This window comes from Streptomyces spectabilis, assembly GCF_008704795.1.
Taxonomy (GTDB): domain Bacteria; phylum Actinomycetota; class Actinomycetes; order Streptomycetales; family Streptomycetaceae; genus Streptomyces; species Streptomyces spectabilis.
Genome location: NZ_CP023690.1, coordinates 5,072,760 through 5,092,639, shown reverse-complemented (window position 1 = coordinate 5,092,639; position 19,880 = coordinate 5,072,760). Strand labels below are relative to the sequence as shown.

Sequence of the window (19,880 nt, the reverse complement as noted above, 5' to 3'; positions counted from 1 at the left end):
GCAGAGACACGAGAAGGGCCCGGAACGGTTTGTTCCGGGCCCTTCTCGTTGTGGCTGTCGTGGTCAGTCCCGGTACGTCCCGACGAGCCGGGCCAGCTGGCGGCCCGCCGCCCGTAGGGGCTCCTCGCTGCGGTTCACCTGGGCCGTGACCTCCGCGCCCTCCAGGGCGCTGATCACCGTCGTGGCCACCTCGCGCGCGTCGGTCTCCGTGAAGCCGCAGCTCAGCAGCTTCTCGGCGACGATGTTCTCCCAGCTGCGCAGCGCCTCGCCGCACACCCGCTGGATCTCCGAGTCCGTGCCCAGGGTCTCCAGGGCTGCGGCCGTGATGGGGCAGCCGTCGATCCAGCCCGACTCGCGGAGCCCGACGGCGAGTTGCACGGCGCACGCCTCGATGGCGGCGGCCGGGTCGTCCTCGGGGCCGAGCACGTCCTTGAGGAGCCAGCCGAACTCCTTCTCGCCGCGCTTGATCGCGGCCACGGCAACGGCTTCCTTGCCACCCGGGAAGAAGTGGTAGACGGAGCCGAGTGTGGCCTGGGCCTCCTTGGCGATCTGCTTGATGCCGGTGCCGACGTAGCCCTGACGCTGGATGAGCCGCGCGGCGACCACGACGATCCGCTCGCGCGTGCTGGGGGGCGCGCTGTACTCGCTCATCCCGTCACCTTATCCGTTCTCTAAGTAGAGCGTTCGTTCTAGTGCCGTGCTACGTTACTCCCGCGCCCTAGATAGAGCGCTCGTTCTAGTAACTCTTCGTTGGAACAGGGGACACTCATGTCACATTCCGTAACGGTCATCGGACTCGGCCCCATGGGGCAGGCCATGGCGGGTGCCTATCTGGACCGGGGCTACGAGGTCACGGTGTGGAACCGCACCCCCTCGCGCGCCGCCGCGCTCGTCGAGCGGGGCGCCCGGCTCGCCGCCACCCCCGAGGAGGCCCTGCGCGCCAATGACCTGGTGGTTCTCAGCCTGATCGACTACGACGCGATGTACACCGCACTCCAGGGCGCCGAGGCCGCGGTCGCGGGCCGCGTCCTGGTGAACCTCAGCTCGGACGTCCCCGAGAAGGCCCGCGCCGCGGCCCGCTGGGTGACGGACCTGGGCGGCACCCATCTGACCGGCGGCGTCCTGTCCCCGCCGCCCACCATCGGCAGCCCGGACATGTCGACCTTCTACAGCGGCCCGCGCGAGGCCTACGACACGCACCGCGAGGCCCTGGAGGTCATCACAGGGCAGACGGACTACCGGGGCGAGGACCCGGGCACCGCGGCCCTGATGTACCAGCTCAACATGGTCGTCTTCTGGCCCGCGATGCTCGCCTACTGGCAGGCCGTCGCCCTCGCGGGCGCGCACGGCATCTCGGCCGCGGAGCTGGCTCCGTACGTCGCCGGGAACCACGAGGGCATGCGGCAGTTCATCGACTTCTACGCACCCCGCATCGACGCGGGCAACCACGAGGGGGACGTGGACCGCATCTCGATGGGCATGGCGAGCATGGAGCACGTCGTCCACACGAACGCGGACGCGGGCGTGGACACGGCGTTTCCGCAGGCCGTCCTGGACGCCTTCCGCAGGGGCGCGGACGCGGGGCACGGCGCCGACAGCTTCAGCAAGCTGGTGGACCTCCTGAGGAAGCCCGCCTGAGAGCCCGGTCGGTGCGGGCCGCGCGCCGGGGCCCGCACGAGTGGCTTGATCTCTACCCCGTCAATGAGCTGTTGATCACTTCGTGACCGGACTCACTCCCTCTTCACGCCCACGCACGTACGCTTCACAGCATGGCCACGAATCCCGCTTCCGAGACGCGGCGCCCCCGGCGTACCGCGGACGAGGTGAATGAGGAGATCCGTGCGCTGTGGCTGCGCTGCGGCGGGCGGTTGAGCACCGACCAGCGACGTGAGTATCAACGCCTGGTGACGGAGTGGGCGACGGCGGAGGCCGCGGACCACCAGGACTCCCCGACGAGAGCCGCGTAGGCGTCAGCCGCTGGGCACCACGCAGTCGCGCGGCTGGGCGCGCCCCTCGGGCCACCCGAGCCCCACGAACCTCAGCTTGCGGGTGCGGGGGTCGAGTTCGACCACCGCCACGGGCTTGTCGTAGGGGTTGCCCGCGTTGGTCAGACACACCCACCCGCTGGTTCCGGCCACCCGGTGCGCGGACTCCAGACGGGACCACTGGGCGGCGACCCGTTCGCGGGGCGGCACCGCCCCGGCCGAGCGGGCGTTGGCGAGGAAGACGGCCTGTGCGATCGTGCGCACGCCGTCGTGCACGAGCATCGTGCGCGAGTCGTCGTAGCGGACGGGCCCGATGTCACCGGCGCCCTGCCGGTCGGTGAGCGCGCGCAGCTCGGTCAACTCCCGCTGCGGCTCGGTCAGATGCGCGGGCCGGTCCTTCGCCCCCGCAAGCGCCCGCGACCAGGCCTCGGGGTGGCCGGGCGCGGTGTACTGCACGGTGACCGTGGGCTCCTTCGCGCTCGGCTCACCCCGCAGCTTCCGCCAGTCCGCGTCGCTCATGTACCGGTCCAGGGTCGCCGCGCCCGAACCGCTCACCACCGTGTACCGCTTGCCCCGGCACGGGACCTCCGCGAGCTTCAGCGCGAACAGGCGCAGATGCACGGGGCGGCCCGCGAAGTAGACGACCTTCGCCCGGGACTGGCAGATGTTGTGGCCGATCAGCGAGAAGTCGTTGCCGGTCTCGCCCGGGTCGTTGATGGAGGGCGAGGTGAACTCCTGGTCCTTCGCGCCCGCCGGGCCCTCCTCGTCCCCGCTGAACGCCCGCGCGAGCGACTCGACGTAGATGTCGTCCGGGCGGGTGTCCTTGACCAGGACCGTCTCCTCGTCGCGCAGGCCGTGGTGGAAGGCGGCGAGCGCGGCCGCCTGCTGCCGGTTGGTGGGGATCACCCGGGCGAGGCCGGGGAAGCGCGGCCTGCCCGCGCGCCGCTCGGCGTTGGCGAGTTCGTCGGCGCTGGCCCGGCTGATCAGGACCGGGATCCGCAGCTCGTTCGTGAGCCGGTCCACGGCGTCGACGGTGTGCCGCAGGCTCAGGTTGAAGCCGGTGACGGCACGGAGGTTGTGCTTCTCGTCGTCCGCGAGGTCCGCCAAGTCGTCGACGACGCGGGCCTGCTGGGCGTAGTTCCGGCCCGGGTTGGCGAGGACCAGGCGGATCAGCGGCTTCTGCTCGGTGCGGTTGGCGCGGTACTGGGCCAGGTAGGCGCCCTGCACATCGCTGCGCAGCTGCTTGCGCTCGGCGTCCGACTCCGGCTGGAGGGGCAGCAGCATCGCCACGGTGACGTGCGGCTCGCCGTCGATCCGCCGGTTCTCCGCGGCGATCGCACCGCTCACCCTGCCGATCTCGGGCGTACCGAAGTCGTAGCCGGAGCCGTTGACTCCGACGCACTCTCCGCCGTGCTTCTCCACGCCGTCGGCGCAGTGGTCGGGCCCGCCCACGGCGGGCGGCACCAGGATGCCCACGGCGACCCCGACGGCCGCCACGACCAGGATCGTGACGGCCTTCTTCAGACGTGTCGCCCACACGTGGTTGTACAGCCAGTTCAGCACTCGCCGCCCCCTTCGTCAGCCGATGTGCCGCGTGCACGCGCAGGGGTGCAGCGGCAGCTTCTCCCGGGCCCGTCCGGCCCATTCGCCGGCCGTGCGCGACAGCACCTCGATGCCCGGCACCGGCTCGTCGCCGAGCCGGTCGAGGAGCTGGCGCCAGGTGGCGGGGACCGCGGGGTCCACCGGGCCCGTGCGGTCCTCGTACAGCCACACCGCGTGCAGCAGCCGGTCCACGCGGCGGCGCAGCACGTCGTCGCCGGCCGCCGGGCTCTCCCCGAGCGCGCGGGCGTGCCGCTCGTCGGGCGTGCCCGCGAGCGGCGCCTCGCAGGGCGCGCCCGCGATGGTCAGCAGCTCCCCGCACCAGTCGGCCATGGCCCGGCGCGGGTCCCGCGCGGGGAACGTCCGCGTCAGGTGGTCGACGGCCCGCGCGGCCCCGCGGGCGGCCAGGTCGTGGTGCGCGGCGTGCGCGGCCGCCGAGCCGAACAGCTCGTCGGCTCCGTCCTCGTCGTCGGGACCGGCGCCCGGGAGCGGCGCGAAGTGGTCCCGCAGCAGCGCCTGGTCGGCGCGCCACACCGCGCCGCGGCGCTGCCCGGGCCCGTCCGTCATCCCGTACAGACGCCGCATCAGGAGGTGGCGCAGGCCGCGGTCGCCGATGAAGTGACGCGGGCAGTGCGGCCAGCCGCTGTCCTGGAGGAGTTCGGCGACGCGGTACGCGGACAGGCGCTCGTCCCGGTCGCCCTGCCGGGCCCTGATCAGGCGCTGGGCGCACGGTCCCGTGTGCGCGACCGAGAGGTGGCTGAGCAGGTCGAGCCAGTGGCCGTGCTGCTCGGGCGGCAGCTCCTCGGGGAGCTGCCGCCCGATCAGGTCGTCGAGGAGCAGTTCGGCGACGGGCCGCGGCGGCGCGTCGGACGTCTCCCGGGAGCGCACCGGCGCGTCAAGGAGGGCCCAGTCGGTGAGCGCGGCCGGGTCCGGGACGCGCAGCGTGGCCGCCGCCTCGCCGAGGCGCGTGACGAACCGGGGGCGGCCGCCGCCGAGCCGGTGCACGGCGCTCTCCACGCGCAGCCGCGCGGCGTGCTCGCCCGGCTGGTGGCCCGCGTCGCGGCCGTGCCCCTGGAGCCGGGCCAGTTCGTGGTTCTGCTGCTCGGTGGTGAGGAGCGGCATCCGGACGAGCAGCACGCCGCGCGCGGGCGCGACCAGGCCCGGAACGCCGCCCTGTCTTCGCGCCCAGCCGGGCAGGCCGCCGTCGGAAGGGCTCCAGACGGCCGGGGCGTCCTCGGCTCCGGCGGAGGCGTCCGGCGAGCGGTACAGGAAGCGGCCGCCGTCCGCGCGGCGTGCGGTGGCGAGGACGACGACGCGGTCGTGGTGGCCGCTCTCGCGGTCGAGCAGCACGGACCGGAGCAGTCGGCGGCCGACGCTGTCGTCGGCGTGGTCGAGCAGGACGACGGGCCGTCCGGCGCGCGCGACGCGGCCGCGCACGGAGGTGTAGGCGGCCTCCACGTCCTCGCGCAGCGCCCGGAACAGGAAGCTCTCCGCGTTGGCGCGGGCGTCGCCGCCCTGCTGGAAGTCGACGCTGAGCGCGTGCAGGCCGAGCCGGGGGTGTCCGGCCGCGCCCGAGTAGGAGCCGTAGCAGGCCTCCAGGGCGGCCTTGCCCTCGGACGAGGTCCGCGCGAAGAGCTCGTCGAGGATGGCGGTGATCAGCGGGGTGGCCAGCGGCTGGGCGACGAGGAGCGCGCCGAGCGCGGCCAGGTAGGCGCGGAAGGCGCGGTGCAGCACGCCGCCCCAGAACGAGCCCCTGGGCAGCAGGTCGTCGTAGCGGCGCACCTCTCCCAGGCCGTCGGCCGGGTTGGCGAGGGCGTCGCCCGCGGCGACCGCCACCAGGCCCGCGTACAGGCGCGGGGCGCCGATCGGCCCGCCGTCACCGCCCCACGCGCCGAACTGGACCGCCAGCTCCCGCAGCGCCTCCGTGGCCTCCGAGCGGGTGCTGAGCCGTTGGTCGGCGCCGTCGCGGAGCACGGGCGCCGCGCAGTCGACGTACGCGGCCGGGACGTAGCGCCCGAACTCGTCGCGCACGCGGCGCAGCAGCCGTCCCTTGCCCATGCCGGGGCCGCCGGTGAGGAACACCACCGGCAGGTCGGGCCCGTACAGGAGCGGGCGGTTGCGGCCCTTGGCCGTCTTGCCGAGCAGCCGGGCGACCAGGCCTTCGTCGTCCAGCAGCTTGCCGAATCCCAGGTCGTCGGACACCGGTCCCCCGAAGCGTCACGATTGCGCCCCGCACCCCCAGCGCGTGACGAATCGTCAGGGTAAGGGATACGCAGGGGAGTTGAGGAGACCCCGCCGCGTCACGATGTGCCGGTGAGCGCCGGGTTGGGGGTGAGGATGCGGCGCAGGATCGTCTCGACCTCGGCGCGGGATGGCGGGCTCTCCGACGCCAGGGAGCGCAGGCTGACGCCCATCAGGGCGGCGCCCGCGGCGGCGGCGGTGTCCGGGTCCGTGTAGTGGGCCAGGGCCCGCAGGATGTGCGCCTGGTGCTCCTCGGCGATGTGGCGGAGGGTGGGCCGCCGCAGGGCGGCGAGATACAGCTCCAGGTCCACCACCTGCTGGGCCCGCTCGGGCCCGCCGAGCGGCGGCAGGACGGCGTCGGCGAGCAGCACGGCGTGCTGCTCGGGGGTGAGCTCGGGCCGCCGCTCGACCCAGGCGTCGAGGTAGGCGGCGAACCGGTCCACGGACCGGCGCAGGGCGGCCGCGATCAGGTCGTCCTTGGTGGCGAAGTGGTACGTCGTCGCGCCCAGCGGCACCCCCGCCTCGGCGGCGACGGCCCGGTGCGTGAGCCCTTCGACGCCGCGCTCGGCGATGACGCGCTCGCTGGCGGCGGCGATCTCCTCGATGCGCCGCGCGGGGTCACGCCTACGGGGCTCGGCGGCGGCCATGGGGTCCCCTCCTGACGGAGCAGGCAACAGTACGTATGTACTGTAACGCGGCACGGAGTCTCCGGCGGAGATCCAGCCCGTCCGGCGTTTGAGGACGAGGCGCGAAGCGCCGACAAGGGGGAAAGGGGCGAAGCCCCAGACGGAAGGGGGCCGGGGCCACCAGGCCCCGGCCCCACCGCAAAGCCGGAGGCCTACTTCTCGGCCTGCTCACCCTTGGCGGGAGCCTTGCGCAGGGAGATGTTCAGCTCCTTGAGCCGCGCCTCCTCCAGGACGGTGGGCGCGCCCATCATCAGGTCCTGGGCGTTGCCGTTGAGCGGGAAGGCGATGGTCTCGCGGATGTTCGGCTCGTCCGCGAGGAGCATGACGATGCGGTCGACGCCCGGCGCGATGCCACCGTGCGGCGGGGCGCCGAGGCGGAACGCGCGCAGCATGCCCGCGAACTCCTGCTCGACGGTCTCCGCGTCGTAGCCCGCGATCTCGAAGGCCTTGAGCATGACCTCGGGCTCGTGGTTCCGGATGGCGCCGGAGGACAGCTCGATGCCGTTGCAGACGATGTCGTACTGCCAGGCGAGGATGTCGAGGGGGTCCTTCTCCTCCAGGTCCTTCATGCCGCCCTGGGGCATCGAGAAGGGGTTGTGGGAGAAGTCGATCTTGCCGGTCTCCTCGTCCTTCTCGTACATCGGGAAGTCGACGATCCAGCAGAAGCGGAAGACGTTCTCCTCGAAGTGGCCCGCGCGCTTGGCGGCCTCGACGCGGACGGCGCCCATGATCTTGGAGACCTCGTCGAACTCGCCCGCGCCGAAGAACACGGCGTGGCCGGCCTCCAGGCCGAGGCGCTTGGTCAGCTCCGCGACGTTCGCCTCGGTGAGGAACTTGGCGATCGGGCCCGCGAAGGCCCCGTCCTCGCCGACGCGGATCCAGGCCAGGCCCTTGGCGCCGTGCTCGACCGCGTACTCGCCGAGGCCGTCGAAGAACTTCCGGGACTGACCGGCCGTGTCCGGCACCGGCAGGGCGCGCACGTGCTTGCCCGCGAAGGCCTTGAACTCCGAGCCCTCGAAGACGTCGGTGATGTCGACGAGCTCCAGCTTGGCGCGCAGGTCGGGCTTGTCGTTGCCGTACTTCAGCATCGACTCGCGGAACGGGATGCGCGGGAAGGGGGACGTCACCTCGCGGCCGCCGCCGAACTCCGTGAAGAGCTCGGTCATCAGCTTCTCGATCGGCTGGAAGACGTCCTCCTGCTCGACGAAGGACATCTCGACGTCGAGCTGGTAGAACTCGCCCGGCGAGCGGTCCGCGCGGGCGTCCTCGTCGCGGAAGCACGGCGCGATCTGGAAGTAGCGGTCGAAGCCGGAGATCATCAACAGCTGCTTGAACTGCTGCGGCGCCTGCGGCAGGGCGTAGAACTTGCCCGGGTTGAGGCGCGAGGGCACCACGAAGTCGCGCGCGCCCTCGGGGGAGGTCGCGGTGAGGATCGGCGTCGCCATCTCGTTGAAGCCGAGGGCCACCATCTTGTGGCGGATCGCGGCGATGACGGCCGACCGCAGCATGATGTTGCGGTGCATGCGCTCGCGGCGCAGGTCCAGGAAGCGGTACTCCAGGCGCCGCTCCTCGTTGACCCCGTCCTCCGCGTTGATCGTGAAGGGCAGCGGGGCCGCGGCGCCGAGCACCTCGACCTCGGTGGCCTCGATCTCGATCTCGCCGGTGGGCAGCTCCGGGTTCACGTTCTCCGCGCCGCGGGAGACGACCTTGCCGTCGACGCGGACGACCGTCTCCTTGGAGAGCTTGTCCAGGACCTCGGCGGCGGCCGTGCCGGGGCGGGCCACGAGCTGCGTGATGCCGTAGTGGTCGCGGAGATCGATGAAGAGGATGCCTCCCAGGTCGCGCCGATTGTGCAGCCAGCCGCTCAGCCGGACGTCCGTGCCGACGTCGGAGGCGCGGAGCTCACCGCACGTGTGGGACCTGTACCGATGCATCGTCGTTCATCCAGTCTTTCGAGATCGGGAGACACTGGCTGCCAAGGCTACCGTTTACGAGCGCCCCTAAGGGGCGCGGGGAACTGCGCGCTCAGCCACAGCAAGCCCGCGGACGCGAAACTGCGCGAAGCAGTACGGCGGGTGCGCAGCCCCGTCCGCGATGCCACGCCCGGCACTCGGTGGCGAGTGGTCCGTACCTGTTCCTACAGTGAACCAATGCGCACCGATGAGCCCCGCGAGCAGAGGGGTGACGCCTCCCTGCCGCCCGGCCAGGGCGCCCTGCCCCCTGTGGAGGACGTACTCGCCGCGATCGCCACCGGCCTGTGGCGCTGGGACAACGCGAGCGGCACCGTCACGCTCGACGCGGAGGCCGCCCGGCTGCTCGGGCTCGCGCCGCGCGCCCAGACCACCACCGAGGTCGGCGTGCGCTCCCGCTTCCACCCGGTCGACTGGAACGAGATCCACGGCATCGTGCAGCTCGCCGTCGCCGAGGGCACCCTCGCCGAGGCCCGGCTGCGGATCATGGACGAGCAGGGCCGGCACGTCCTGCGCACGGTCCGCAGCCGCACCAAGCCGGTCGTCCACGACTCCTCGTCGACCGCGTACGAGCTGATCGGCACCCTCCAGGAGGTCACCGAGCCGGGGCCCGGCGCCGCCGCCCGCGCGCCCGTCACCGGCGACTGGCGCCGCTCGCGGGAGGCCTTCCTGCTCGACGCGGGGCGCGCGCTCGCGGAGGCGCGGTCCACGGAGGAGGTGCTGCGGGTCGCCGCGGGCCTGTCCATGCCCGGGTTCTCCCCGGACGGCCTGGCCGTCTTCGGCTCCACCGGCGACCGGCTCACCGTCGTCGGCCACCACGGACACCACGGCTACGGAGACGACGATCCGCTCGCCGCCATGCCCCTGGACACCGACTACCCGGCCGCCGAGGTGCTGCGCACCGGCCGCGCCGTGTACCTCTCGTCGCCGCAGGAGTACCGCCGCCGCTATCCGACGACGTGGCCCCTGGCGTCCCGCTTCAAGCGGCAGTCCTGGGCGTTCCTGCCGCTGACCGTGGCGGGCCGCACGATGGGCGCCTGGATGGCCGCGTTCACCTACCCGGTCTCGTTCACGCCCGACGAGCGCTCGGTCCTGACGACCGTCGCCCGGATGCTGGCGCAGGCCCTGTCGCGGGCCGGGGTCGCCGAGTCCGAGCGGGAGCTGACCGAGGGCCTCCAGCGGTCCATGATGCCGACGCTCGGCCCCGAGATCCCCGGCATGAGCGTCGCCGCGCGCTACGTGCCGACCGGCGGCGGCCTCCAGGTCGGCGGCGACTGGTACGACATGATCCCGCTGCCCAGCGGCCGCATCGCCTTCGTCATCGGCGACGTACAGGGCCACGACGTGCGGGCGGCGGGCCTGATGGGGCAGCTGCGCATCGCCCTGCGCGCGTACGCCTCCGAGGGACACCGCCCGGACGCGGTGCTCTCCCGCGCCACCCGCTTCCTGTCCGGCATCACGGACGGCATCACCTACGGGTCCACGGACACCCGGGACGACCCCGACCACGCGGCCACGGACCCGCGCTTCGCGACGTGTCTCTACGTGGAGGCCGATCCGGCGACCGGCCTCCTGGAGATCGCCCGCGCGGGCCACCCCGAGCCCGTCGTCCGCATGTCCGACGGAACGGTCCTGCAGCGGCCCATCGCGGGCGGCCTGCCCCTCGGCATCGACCCGGACGCGGACTACCCCACGACCCGGCTCGTCCTCGACGCCGGCGAGACGATGCTGATCTGCACCGACGGCCTGATAGAGACCGGCGGCCACGACCTGGAGACCGGCTGGACGAGGATCCGGCGCATCCTGGAGAACTACGACGGGTTCTCCGAGTACGCGGAGCCCGCGGGCCCGGAGTACGAGGCCCGGTCCGGCCCTTCCGGGGCCGACGACGACCTGGAGACCCTCGCCGACACCCTCGTCCAGGCGGTGCACGGCCCCTCCTCGCACCACACCACGGGGCCGCTCGCCGACCGCCGAGAGGACGACATCGCCGTCCTGCTGCTGCGCCGCACCGGGGACCCCCAGGAGCGCGCCCGCATCCGCCGCACCATGCTGACCATCGCGCAGGCCGAGCCGGAGCGCGTCGCGGGCGCCCGGGGCCATCTGCGGGACCTGCTGCACGACTGGGCGGACGACGACCAGGTCGACTCCGCCGTCCTGCTGATCTCCGAGATGATCACCAACGTCCTGGTGCACACCGACGGCGACGCCCTCCTCGTCGCCGAGGTCACCGGCGAGAGCGGCACGCGCCGGCTGCGCGCGGAGGTCGCCGACAGCAGCGACGACCTGCCGCACAAGCGGCACCCCGGCGAACTCGCCTCCTCCGGGCGCGGCCTGGTCCTCATGGACCTGCTCGCCCACCGGTGGGGCGTTGACCCGCGCGGGGAGGGCAAGAGCATCTGGTTCGAGCTCTACGAAGGCTCGGCCTCGGCCGACGAGGGCCCCGGGGCCGCGGCCGCCTTCTCCGCGTAGCGGGCCCGCAACTCGCTGACCACGCCGAAGGCCGCGGCCGTCAGCGGCACGGCGAGCAGCATGCCGATGATCCCGGCGACGGAGGCGCCCGCGGTGATCGCGAGCATCACCACCGCGGGATGCATCTGCACGGTCCTGCTCTGGATCATCGGCTGGAGGACGTGCCCTTCGAGGACCTGCACCGCGAGCACCACGCCGAGCGCCCACAGGGCGATGACCAGGCCGCGGTCGGCGAGCGCCACGAGGATGGCGATGGCGCCGGACAGAAAGGCCCCCAGGTACGGGATGTAGGCCCCGACGAACACCAGGGCCCCGAGCCCCCACGCCCCCGGCACGCGCAGGATCAGCAGTCCGACGGTGATGCACACCGCGTCGATGAGCGCGATGAACGTCGTCCCGCGCATGAACCCCTCGACGGCCGTGAAGGCCCGCCGCGCCATCGCCTCCACGGTGTCCCCGGAGTGCGCGGGCACGAGCGAGCGCAGCGTGCCCGCCGCCTTGTGGGAGTCCCGCAGGAAGAAGAACACGAGCAGCAGCGCGAGCACGGCGGTCGCGATCATCTCGCCCACCACGCTGAGCCCGCTGACCACCCCCGAGGCCGCCGTGCCGCCGAACTTGCCGAGCAGGTCCTTGGAGTTGGACGCCAGGTCGTCCAGGGACGTACCGGCCGCGCCGAAGTGCTTGGAGAGGTCGTGCGCGGCGTTCTTCAGCGAGTCCACGATCTGGCCCCCGGTGTCGATCAGGGCCTTCACGACGATGTACGTCGCCCCGCCGACGACCGCGAGCACGGCCGCGCAGGTCAGGCCCGCCGCGAGGGACCGCTGCACCCGCATCCGCAGCAGGCGCCGGTACAGCGGCCCGAGCAGGGCGGTCCCGAGCAGCGCGAGCAGCACGGGGGTGACGGCGGTCTTGAAGACGACGCACAGCCAGACCCCGACGGCGGCGACACCCGTGACGAGCAGCGCCACCACGCACCAGGCGGCGATCCGCCGCACCGCTTCAGGCAGGAGGGAAGACACCCACCCACCCGAACACGCCGTACGGAGGGCCGCACGCGGGGTAAGGCGGCCGGGTGGGCGCCGTAGCCCTCCGCTGTGGGCTGTGCCCACAGCGCCGAGCAACTGTCTCAGCAGGGCACCTGCCCCAGGCAAGGGGCAGGCACCCCGCGCGGCTCACATGCCGTGCACCGCAGGCACGGACCCCAGGCGCCCCTTCTGGAAGTCCTCGAACGCCTGCTGCAGCTCCTCGCGGGTGTTCATCACGAACGGCCCGTAGTGCGCCATCGGCTCCCGGATCGGCTGTCCGCCGAGGAGGACGACCTCCAGATCCGGCGTGTGGGAGTCCTGCTTCTCGTCCGCCCGGACGGTGAGCGACCCGCCGGACCCGAACACCGCGGTCTGCCCGCGCTCGACGGGCCGCCGCTCGTCCCCGACGGTCCCGCGCCCGGCGAGGACGTACGCGAGGCCGTTGAAGTCCTCCCGCCAGGGCAGCGTGACCTCGGCGCCGGGGCGCACGGTCGCGTGGACCATGGTGATCGGGGTGTGCGTGATGCCGGGCCCCTCGTGCCCGTCGAGCTCACCGGCGATGACGCGGAGCAGCGCGCCCCCGTCCGGCGAGGTGAGCAGCCGCACCTGGCCGCCGCGGATGTCCTGGTAGCGGGGGTCCATCATCTTGTCCTTCGCGGGCAGGTTCACCCACAGCTGGAGCCCGTGGAAGAGCCCGCCGGACATGACGAGCGACTCCGGCGGCGCCTCGATGTGGAGCAGGCCGGACCCGGCCGTCATCCACTGGGTGTCGCCGTTCTTGATGGTGCCGCCACCACCGTTGGAGTCCTGGTGCACGAACGTGCCGTCGATCAGGTACGTCACGGTCTCGAAGCCGCGGTGGGGGTGCCAGGGCGTGCCCTTGGGCTCTCCGGCCGCGTACTCCACCTCGCCCATCTGGTCCATCATGATGAACGGGTCGAGGTACTTGTAGTTGATGCCGGCGAAGGCCCGGCGCACCGGGAACCCTTCGCCCTCGAAGCCGCTCGGCGCGGTCGTCACGGCGAGCACGGGCCGCGCGACGGTGTCTGCGGGCACGGTCACGCGGGGCAGGGTCAGCGGGTTCTCAACGGTCACTGCGGGCATGGTTCGGACCTCCTCTTACGCTGAGGTTAGTTGAACGTAGAACTTTCTGCCACTTGGAACGCGGCGCGACCCGACGGCATTCCCCCCGGCCGCGCCACCGAACGCCCCCTGGCCGAAACGCGCCCCCACCAGCCCCGGCACCCCGCCGCGCCCCTCCACGCCCCCGCCACACCCCCACCCGCCCGCGCCGGACACCCGTACCGCCCGCGCACCCCCCTCCACACCCGCCGCAGAGTCACCACATATCCCGTATATAGAGACAACGACTTCACAGGAAACAGCAAAAGAAGAACAACCCATTGACAACGCGAGCCAGAGACAGATTCACTCACCACGCAACTACTGGAGCGCATTTTCCGGCACCCTTCGGGGCGCCCGGCAATTTCCGCTCCTAAACCGTTTGCAACCGTTTGCCGCGTGCAGACGACACATGGAGGGAGAGGTTTTACATGGCTAAGATCATCCGGGCCCTCAAGTCCGCCACGAAGAAGAGCGAGCCCAGCCTGAAGCAGTCCGCCTGGTACATCTGGTACTGAGCGTCCTGCGCGGGCCCGCGCACGGCACAGGAGTCGGCTGCTTTCCGTTCCGCCGCGCGCGGGCCCTCGGCCCTTCCTTCCGGAGACCTCCGTATGTCAGCCACAGAGCACGCCCAGAATCGGCAGAGCCAAAAGGCAGGGAATGCCGCTCCCCACGCTTCCGTAAAGAATTCAGAAAGCGGAGCGGTGCACGGAACCGAAGGTCCCGGAAATGCATCGGGCCCGGCCGGGCCGCGGCCGCGAAATCGCCGCACCACCGTTTTCGCGCCACGGCTCCAGGCCCTCCTCGACGAGCACACCGGCAAGGACCTCGTACGGCTGGAACCCGACACGATCGGCATCCCGGGCGCGGAGCTCTCCGACCGCATCCTGGCCGCGCGCCGGGCGACCGAGACCGAGCGCCCCACCTTCAAGCCGCTGCACGGCCGCTCGATCTCCAAGAACGAGGCCGCGTCGGTGATGCGGACCGTCGGCCGGGACGTCCGCGCCGCCCTGGACGGGCCCGACCCGCTCCCCGCGGACACCGATCTGTCCGGGCCGTGGCCGATCACCGGGCACCGGTTCCTGCGCGATCTGGTCCTGCGCGACGATCCGTGGCGCCTGCGCGTCCTGATGTCCCGGCTCCTGGAGATCGACACCAAGGTCACCTGGACCACGATCGTGACCGGCGCGGCCCTGCCCCGGCGCCCGCGCCCCGGCCCGCACCTGACCCATCTGGCGAACCTCGTCGCCGAAGCGGAGACCTACCAGGACCGGCGCTACGCCATGGGCATGTACCGCCGCGCCGCCGCCCCGGTCTGCTTCACCGTCTCCACCCTCGTCGCCAACGCCCTGTGGCTGGGCTCCCCGTTCGACGACTCCGTCTCGGACCGCGCCGCGCTGTACGAGGCGATGCGCCTGCTGCCCCCGTCGTGGAACCTGCTGCGCAACCGGTCGCCGGAGTACCCGGCCGTCGACGACCGCATAGGCCCGGGCGACGACATCCTGATGCTGCCGCTGCTCACCCACCGCGACCCCGCCCTCTGGGACGCCCCGGACGAGTTCCGGCCCGAGCGCTGGGACACCCTCGACCCCGACGACACCCCCGGCTATCTGCCGTTCGGCCACGTCAGCGAGCGCTGCTGGGGCCGCCACCTGGTCATGCCGCTCGCCGAACTGCTCCTCGGCCACATCCGCAGGACCGGCCTGATCGTCGCCCCCGGCCAGCGCACCGCGGAGGTCCCCCTCCTCGGCCTCCTGGGCGTGCGGACCGTCCACGTGGGCCACCGCACGAAGGTCCGCCACCTCTGAACCCGCCGCGGCAGGACGGGTCCTGATCACCCGTACGCGTACACGTACGCGCGGGCGCGGGCCGGTCAGCCGTACATGCGGCGCATCGCGAAGTCCACCATCTGCTCGACTGCCTTCGCGTCGAAGACCATGCGGTGCTCGCCCTCCATGTCCAGGACGAAGCCGTAGCCGGTCGGGAGGAGGTCGATCACCTCGGCGCCGGTGATGACGAAGTACTTGGAGTCCTTGCCCGCGTAGCGGCGCAGCTCCTTGAGCGAGGTGAACATCGGGATGACCGGCTGCTGGGTGTTGTGCAGCGCGAGGAAGCCCGGGTTGTCGCCGCGCGGGCAGTAGACCTTCGAGGTCGCGAAGACCTGCTGGAAGTCCTCGGCGGACATCGAGCCCGTGGTGAACGCGCGCACCGCGTCGGCGAGGGACGGCGGCGACGGCTCGGGATACAGCGGGGGCTGCTGGCCGTAACCACCGGGCGTCTGCGCGTGCTGCTGCGGCTGCTGCGGCGGGGCGTACCCCTGGCCGACACCGGCGTGTTGGTCGTAGCCGTACATGCCCCCAGCCTACCGAGAGCGGCGTCGCGGCCCGCCGGAAACTTTCTCTAACGACCGCTAGACAATGGCGCGGCGGCTCGGCTACGGTTTCTGTAGTGGCAGCTACAGATAGTCGTGGCCGCCGGAACCGGAGGGGGACCCCCATGCCCGCACACCCGCAGACGCCGACCTCAGCGGCAGGTTCACCCGCGTCCACGCGCCCCGCGCCGGAGGCGACGTTCGCCCGCACGGCCGCGGGCAGCGGCCCCGGCGTCCTGCTCGCCCACGGGGCGGGCGGCTCGACAGCGGCCAACTACGCCCCCGTGATGGATGAGTTGACGCCGACGCACCGCGTCGTGGGCGTCGACTACCCGGGCACGGGCGCGACCCCCCGGACCCGGACCCCCCTGACGCTCGACGCCCTCGCGGACGAGCTGGTCGCGGCGGCCGACGCCGAGGGCCTGGAGACCTTCGCGGTGTCGGGCTATTCGCTGGGCACGGCCGTGGCGCTCCGCGCGGCGACGCGGCACCCCCAGCGGGTGACGGCCCTGGTCCTGACGGCCCCCTTCGCCCACCCGGACACCCGGACGCGGCTCGCGGCCGAGGTCTGGCGCGGCCTCGCCGCGTCCGGTGACCGGGACACGCTCGCCCGCTTCCTGGTGCCGCTCGCACTGAGCCCGGCCGCCCTGGCGTCCCTGTCCGCCGAGGACCTGGAGGCGACCGTGCGGGGGACGGCGGAGACGGTCCCGGAGGGCTCGGCGGACCATGTGGACCTGGTGGCCAGGGTCGACGTGCGGGCCGACCTGGCGCGGATCGCGGTGCCGACCCTCGTGATCACCACGACCGAGGACCAGCTGATCCCGCCCGCGCTCCAGCGCGAGGTGGCGGCGGGCATAGCGGGCGCCCGCACGGCGGACCTCGCGACGGGCCACCTGCCCTTCGCCGAGGACCCCGCGGAGTGGCGGCGGCTGATATCAGCCTTCCTCGGCACCCTCCCCGCTCCCCAGGGCGCGGGAAAGTAGACCCAGCTCACACTTGGGCGCTCAGGGGTTGCCTCTTATTACCGACGGGTAGCATCATTTAAACCCACAAGCTACTTACTGGTACGCCTACGAGGTCCCCGCCTCCCAAGCCACTACGGAGCCGTCGCCATGGGGCACTACAAGTCGAATCTCCGCGACATCGAGTTCAACCTCTTCGAGGTCCTCGGCCGCGACAAGCTGTACGGCACCGGCCCGTTCGCGGAGATGGACGTCGAGACCGCCAAGAGCATCCTCAGCGAGCTCGCCCGCCTCGCGGAGAACGAGCTGGCCGCTTCCTTCGAGGACGCCGACCGCAACCCTCCGGTCTTCGACCCGGAGACCAACACCGCCCCCGTCCCGGCGTCCTTCAAGAAGAGCTACCAGGCCTTCATGGACTCCGAGTACTGGCGGCTCGGCCTGCCCGAGGAGATCGGCGGCACCACCTCGCCCCGCTCCCTGATCTGGGCGTACGCGGAGCTGCTGCTCGGCTCGAACCCGGCGATCTGGATGTACTCCTCGGGCCCGGCGTTCGCCGGGATCCTCTTCGAGGAGGGCAATGACGTCCAGAAGAAGATCGCCCAGGTCGCCGTCGAGAAGCAGTGGGGCTCGACGATGGTCCTCACCGAGCCGGACGCCGGTTCGGACGTGGGCGCGGGCCGCACCAAGGCCGTGCGGCAGGAGGACGGCTCCTGGCACATCGAGGGCGTGAAGCGCTTCATCACGTCCGGCGAGCACGACATGTCGGAGAACATCCTCCACTACGTCCTCGCCCGCCCCGAGGGCGCGGGACCCGGCACCAAGGGCCTGTCCCTCTTCCTCGTCCCGAAGTACGAGTTCGACTTCGAGACCGGCGAGCTGGGCGCCCGCAACGGCGTGTACGCGACGAACGTCGAGCACAAGATGGGCCTCAAGGCCTCCAACACCTGCGAGATGACGTTCGGCGACCAGCACCCCGCCAAGGGCTGGCTGATCGGCGACAAGCACGACGGCATCCGCCAGATGTTCCGCATCATCGAGTTCGCCCGCATGATGGTCGGCACGAAGGCGATCTCCACCCTCTCCACCGGCTATCTGAACGCCCTGGAGTACGCCAAGGAGCGCGTCCAGGGCCCCGACCTCGCCCAGTTCATGGACAAGGCCGCGCCCAAGGTGACGATCACCCACCACCCGGACGTGCGCCGCTCGCTCATGACGCAGAAGGCGTACGCGGAGGGCATGCGCGCCCTGGTCCTCCACACCGCCGCCGTCCAGGACGAGATCGCGGTCAAGGAGGCGGCGGACGAGGACGCCACCGCCCTGCACGCGCTCAACGACCTGCTGCTCCCCATCGTCAAGGGCTACGGCTCCGAGAAGGCCTACGAGCAGCTGGCCCAGTCGCTCCAGACCTTCGGCGGCTCGGGTTATCTGCAGGAGTACCCGATCGAGCAGTACATCCGCGACGCCAAGATCGACACCCTCTACGAGGGCACGACCGCGATCCAGGGCCAGGACTTCTTCTTCCGGAAGATCGTCCGCAACCAGGGCGCCGCGCTGAACAGCCTCGCCGAGGACATCAAGAAGTTCCTCGCCGTCGGCACCGGGGGCGAGGCGCTCGCCGGGGCCCGCGAGGAGCTGGCCAAGGCCGCCGTCGAGCTGGAGGCCATGGTCGGCGTCATGCTGACCGACCTCGCCGCCACCGAGCAGGACGTCAAGTCCATCTACAAGGTCGGGCTCAACACCACCCGCCTGCTGCTCGCCTCCGGTGACGTGGTCGTGGGCTATCTGCTCCTGCGCGGTGCCGCCGTGGCCGCCGAGAAGCTGGAGACCGCCACCGCGAAGGACGTGCCCTTCTACCAGGGCAAGATCGCCGCGGCCCGGTTCTTCGCGGCGAACGTCCTGCCGGGCGTCGCCGCCCAGCGCGCCCTCTCCGAGGGCGTGGACCTCGACCTGATGGAGCTGGACGAGGCGGCGTTCTAGGACCCGCCGAGGCTCCGGTGGCCCGCTCCCTTCCGGGGGCGGGCCACCGGCGTCGGGCAAGGACCCGCCGACAGCGGGGCGCGGTCGGGAAGGACCAAGAGCACAACGGCGGCTGCGGGCCCCGCACAAGGCCCGGGGGCGTGGTTAGGCTGAGCGGCATGCGCACACGCTTTGATCGCGGTCACACCGACGACCTGATGTCCTTCCTGGCGGCGAGCCCATCGCCGTACCACGCCGTGGCGAGCGCCGCGGAGCGGCTGGAGAAAGCGGGCTTCCGGCAGGTCGAGGAGACCGACGCCTGGGACTCCGCGAGCGGCGGCAAGTACGTGCTGCGCGGCGGCGCGATCATCGCCTGGTTCGTGCCGGAGGGCGCCACCGCCCACACCCCGTTCCGCATCGTCGGCGCACACACCGACTCGCCGAACCTGCGGGTGAAGCCGCTGCCGGACGCCGGCGCCCACGGCTGGCGCCAGGTCGCCGTCGAGATCTACGGCGGGCCGCTGCTCAACTCCTGGCTGGACCGCGACCTCGGCCTCGCGGGCCGCCTTACCCTGCGGGACGGCTCCACCCGCCTGGTCAATGTGGACCGCCCGCTCCTGCGCGTGCCCCAACTGGCCATCCACATGGACCGTTCGGTGCCCACCGAGGGCCTCAAGCTCGACAAGCAGAAGCACATGCAGCCCATCTGGGGCCTGGGCACCGACGTCCGCGAGGGCGATCTGATCCGCTTCGTCGAGGAGGAGTGCGACCTCGCTCCCGGCGAGGTGACCGGCTGGGACCTGATGACCCACTCCGTCGAGCCGCCCGCGTATCTGGGCCGCGACCGCGAACTGCTCGCGGGCCCGCGCATGGACAACCTCCTTTCCGTGCACGCCGGTACGGCCGCGCTCGCCGCCGTGGCCACCGCGGCCGGGGCCGACGCGCTTCCGTACATCCCGGTCCTCGCCGCGTTCGACCACGAGGAGAACGGCTCGCAGTCCGACACCGGCGCCGACGGCCCGCTGCTCGGCGGCATCCTGGAGCGCTCGGTGTTCGCGCGCGGCGGCCGTTACGAGGACAAGGCCCGCGCCTTCGCGGGCACGGTCTGTCTGTCGTCCGACACCGGGCACGCCGTGCACCCCAACTACGCGGAGCGGCACGACCCGACGCACCACCCGCGCGCCAACGGGGGCCCGATCCTGAAGGTGAACGTCAACAACCGCTACGCCACCGACGGCGGCGGCCGCGCCGTGTTCGCCGCCGCGTGCGAGCGGGCGGGCGTGCCGTTCCAGTCGTTCGTCTCCAACAACGCGATGCCCTGCGGCACGACCATCGGCCCCATCACGGCGGCGCGGCACGGCATCAAGACGGTCGACATCGGCGTCGCGATCCTGTCCATGCACAGCGTGCGCGAACTGTGCGGCGTCGACGACCCGCCCATGCTGGCGGACGCGCTGCGGGCGTTCCTCGAAGGCTGACCCCTTTCGGGCC

15 protein-coding genes are annotated in these 19,880 nt (G+C 72.1%); 7 read left to right on the top strand and 8 right to left on the bottom strand.

From position 1 onward, the window contains the following. Positions 1-63: 63 nt before the first annotated feature. Positions 64-651 carry a TetR/AcrR family transcriptional regulator gene (locus CP982_RS22225; protein ID WP_150512135.1) on the bottom strand — a complete coding sequence of 196 codons (588 nt, stop codon included), beginning with the start codon at positions 649-651 and terminating at the stop codon, positions 64-66. Positions 652-768: 117 nt separating this feature from the next. On the opposite strand from CP982_RS22225, the gene CP982_RS22220 reads away from it, so the two are divergent. Together CP982_RS22220 and CP982_RS22215 are read left to right on the top strand one after the other, a co-directional pair. Then, complete coding sequence (locus CP982_RS22220) at positions 769-1,638, top strand: NAD(P)-dependent oxidoreductase (RefSeq protein WP_150512134.1); 870 nt, start codon at positions 769-771, stop codon at positions 1,636-1,638. Between the two features lie 131 nt (positions 1,639-1,769). After that, entirely contained in the window at positions 1,770-1,967 is a 198-nt protein-coding gene (locus CP982_RS22215; RefSeq protein WP_150512133.1) for a hypothetical protein, read from the top strand. 3 nt (positions 1,968-1,970) lie between these two features. Here CP982_RS22215 and CP982_RS22210 read toward each other — a convergent pair whose 3' ends face one another. The 4 genes from CP982_RS22210 to aspS all read right to left on the bottom strand — a co-directional run bounded on the left by CP982_RS22210 (position 1,971) and on the right by aspS (position 8,445). Continuing rightward, positions 1,971-3,548: a type 1 periplasmic-binding domain-containing protein gene (locus tag CP982_RS22210; RefSeq protein WP_150512132.1), complete on the bottom strand. Its 1,578-nt coding sequence runs from the start codon at positions 3,546-3,548 to the stop codon at positions 1,971-1,973. A 15-nt stretch (positions 3,549-3,563) separates the two neighbouring features. Next, the gene (locus CP982_RS22205; protein WP_150512131.1) at positions 3,564-5,786 is read right to left on the bottom strand and encodes a hypothetical protein; all 2,223 of its coding nucleotides are present in this window, start codon (positions 5,784-5,786) and stop codon (positions 3,564-3,566) included. 98 nt (positions 5,787-5,884) lie between these two features. Next, positions 5,885-6,472, bottom strand: coding sequence for a TetR/AcrR family transcriptional regulator (locus CP982_RS22200; RefSeq protein WP_150512130.1), 588 nt, complete (start codon positions 6,470-6,472; stop codon positions 5,885-5,887). Between the two features lie 191 nt (positions 6,473-6,663). Continuing rightward, the gene (gene aspS / locus CP982_RS22195) at positions 6,664-8,445 is read right to left on the bottom strand and encodes an aspartate--tRNA ligase (protein ID WP_150512129.1); all 1,782 of its coding nucleotides are present in this window, start codon (positions 8,443-8,445) and stop codon (positions 6,664-6,666) included. Between the two features lie 216 nt (positions 8,446-8,661). On the opposite strand from aspS, the gene CP982_RS22190 reads away from it, so the two are divergent. Then, on the top strand, positions 8,662-10,953 hold the full coding sequence (locus CP982_RS22190) for a SpoIIE family protein phosphatase (protein WP_150512128.1): 2,292 nt from the start codon (positions 8,662-8,664) through the stop codon (positions 10,951-10,953). On the opposite strand, the gene CP982_RS22185 is transcribed toward CP982_RS22190, so the two are convergent. Both CP982_RS22185 and CP982_RS22180 read right to left on the bottom strand, forming a co-directional pair. Next, entirely contained in the window at positions 10,893-11,972 is a 1,080-nt protein-coding gene (locus tag CP982_RS22185) for an AI-2E family transporter (protein WP_150512127.1), read from the bottom strand. The two genes, CP982_RS22190 and CP982_RS22185, sit on opposite strands and share 61 nt — an antisense overlap. Positions 11,973-12,125: 153 nt before the next feature. Beyond that, positions 12,126-13,082 carry a pirin family protein gene (locus CP982_RS22180; protein WP_150512126.1) on the bottom strand — a complete coding sequence of 319 codons (957 nt, stop codon included), beginning with the start codon at positions 13,080-13,082 and terminating at the stop codon, positions 12,126-12,128. Positions 13,083-13,804: 722 nt separating this feature from the next. Here CP982_RS22180 and CP982_RS22175 point away from each other — a divergent pair. Then, a complete protein-coding gene (locus CP982_RS22175) occupies positions 13,805-14,908 on the top strand; it encodes a cytochrome P450 (protein WP_229878947.1) in 1,104 nt (367 codons plus the stop codon). Positions 14,909-14,973: 65 nt separating this feature from the next. On the opposite strand, the gene CP982_RS22170 is transcribed toward CP982_RS22175, so the two are convergent. After that, positions 14,974-15,453: an SseB family protein gene (locus CP982_RS22170; RefSeq protein ID WP_150512124.1), complete on the bottom strand. Its 480-nt coding sequence runs from the start codon at positions 15,451-15,453 to the stop codon at positions 14,974-14,976. A gap of 143 nt (positions 15,454-15,596) precedes the next feature. Between CP982_RS22170 and CP982_RS22165 the strand changes: the two genes are divergently transcribed. The 3 genes from CP982_RS22165 (at position 15,597) to CP982_RS22155 (ending at position 19,867) form a co-directional block, all read left to right on the top strand. Continuing rightward, positions 15,597-16,454, top strand: a complete 858-nt coding sequence (locus CP982_RS22165; protein WP_150512123.1) for an alpha/beta fold hydrolase — start codon at positions 15,597-15,599, stop codon at positions 16,452-16,454. Between the two features lie 129 nt (positions 16,455-16,583). Next, complete coding sequence (locus CP982_RS22160; RefSeq protein WP_150512122.1) at positions 16,584-18,410, top strand: acyl-CoA dehydrogenase; 1,827 nt, start codon at positions 16,584-16,586, stop codon at positions 18,408-18,410. 158 nt (positions 18,411-18,568) lie between these two features. Next, entirely contained in the window at positions 18,569-19,867 is a 1,299-nt protein-coding gene (locus CP982_RS22155; RefSeq protein ID WP_150512121.1) for a M18 family aminopeptidase, read from the top strand. Positions 19,868-19,880 lie beyond the last annotated feature (13 nt).

Excerpts from the sequence above, each read along its gene's own strand:
- CP982_RS22225 (WP_150512135.1), bottom strand. The coding sequence starts at position 651 with ATGAGCGAGTACAGCGCGCCCCCCAGCACGCGCGAGCGGATCGTCGTG.
- CP982_RS22220 (WP_150512134.1), top strand. The coding sequence starts at position 769 with ATGTCACATTCCGTAACGGTCATCGGACTCGGCCCCATGGGGCAGGCC.
- CP982_RS22215 (WP_150512133.1), top strand. The coding sequence starts at position 1,770 with ATGGCCACGAATCCCGCTTCCGAGACGCGGCGCCCCCGGCGTACCGCG.
- CP982_RS22200 (WP_150512130.1), bottom strand. The coding sequence starts at position 6,472 with ATGGCCGCCGCCGAGCCCCGTAGGCGTGACCCCGCGCGGCGCATCGAG.
- aspS (WP_150512129.1), bottom strand. The coding sequence starts at position 8,445 with ATGCATCGGTACAGGTCCCACACGTGCGGTGAGCTCCGCGCCTCCGAC.
- CP982_RS22190 (WP_150512128.1), top strand. The coding sequence starts at position 8,662 with ATGCGCACCGATGAGCCCCGCGAGCAGAGGGGTGACGCCTCCCTGCCG.
- CP982_RS22180 (WP_150512126.1), bottom strand. The coding sequence starts at position 13,082 with ATGCCCGCAGTGACCGTTGAGAACCCGCTGACCCTGCCCCGCGTGACC.
- CP982_RS22170 (WP_150512124.1), bottom strand. The coding sequence starts at position 15,453 with ATGTACGGCTACGACCAACACGCCGGTGTCGGCCAGGGGTACGCCCCG.
- CP982_RS22165 (WP_150512123.1), top strand. The coding sequence starts at position 15,597 with ATGCCCGCACACCCGCAGACGCCGACCTCAGCGGCAGGTTCACCCGCG.
- CP982_RS22160 (WP_150512122.1), top strand. The coding sequence starts at position 16,584 with ATGGGGCACTACAAGTCGAATCTCCGCGACATCGAGTTCAACCTCTTC.
- CP982_RS22155 (WP_150512121.1), top strand. The coding sequence starts at position 18,569 with ATGCGCACACGCTTTGATCGCGGTCACACCGACGACCTGATGTCCTTC.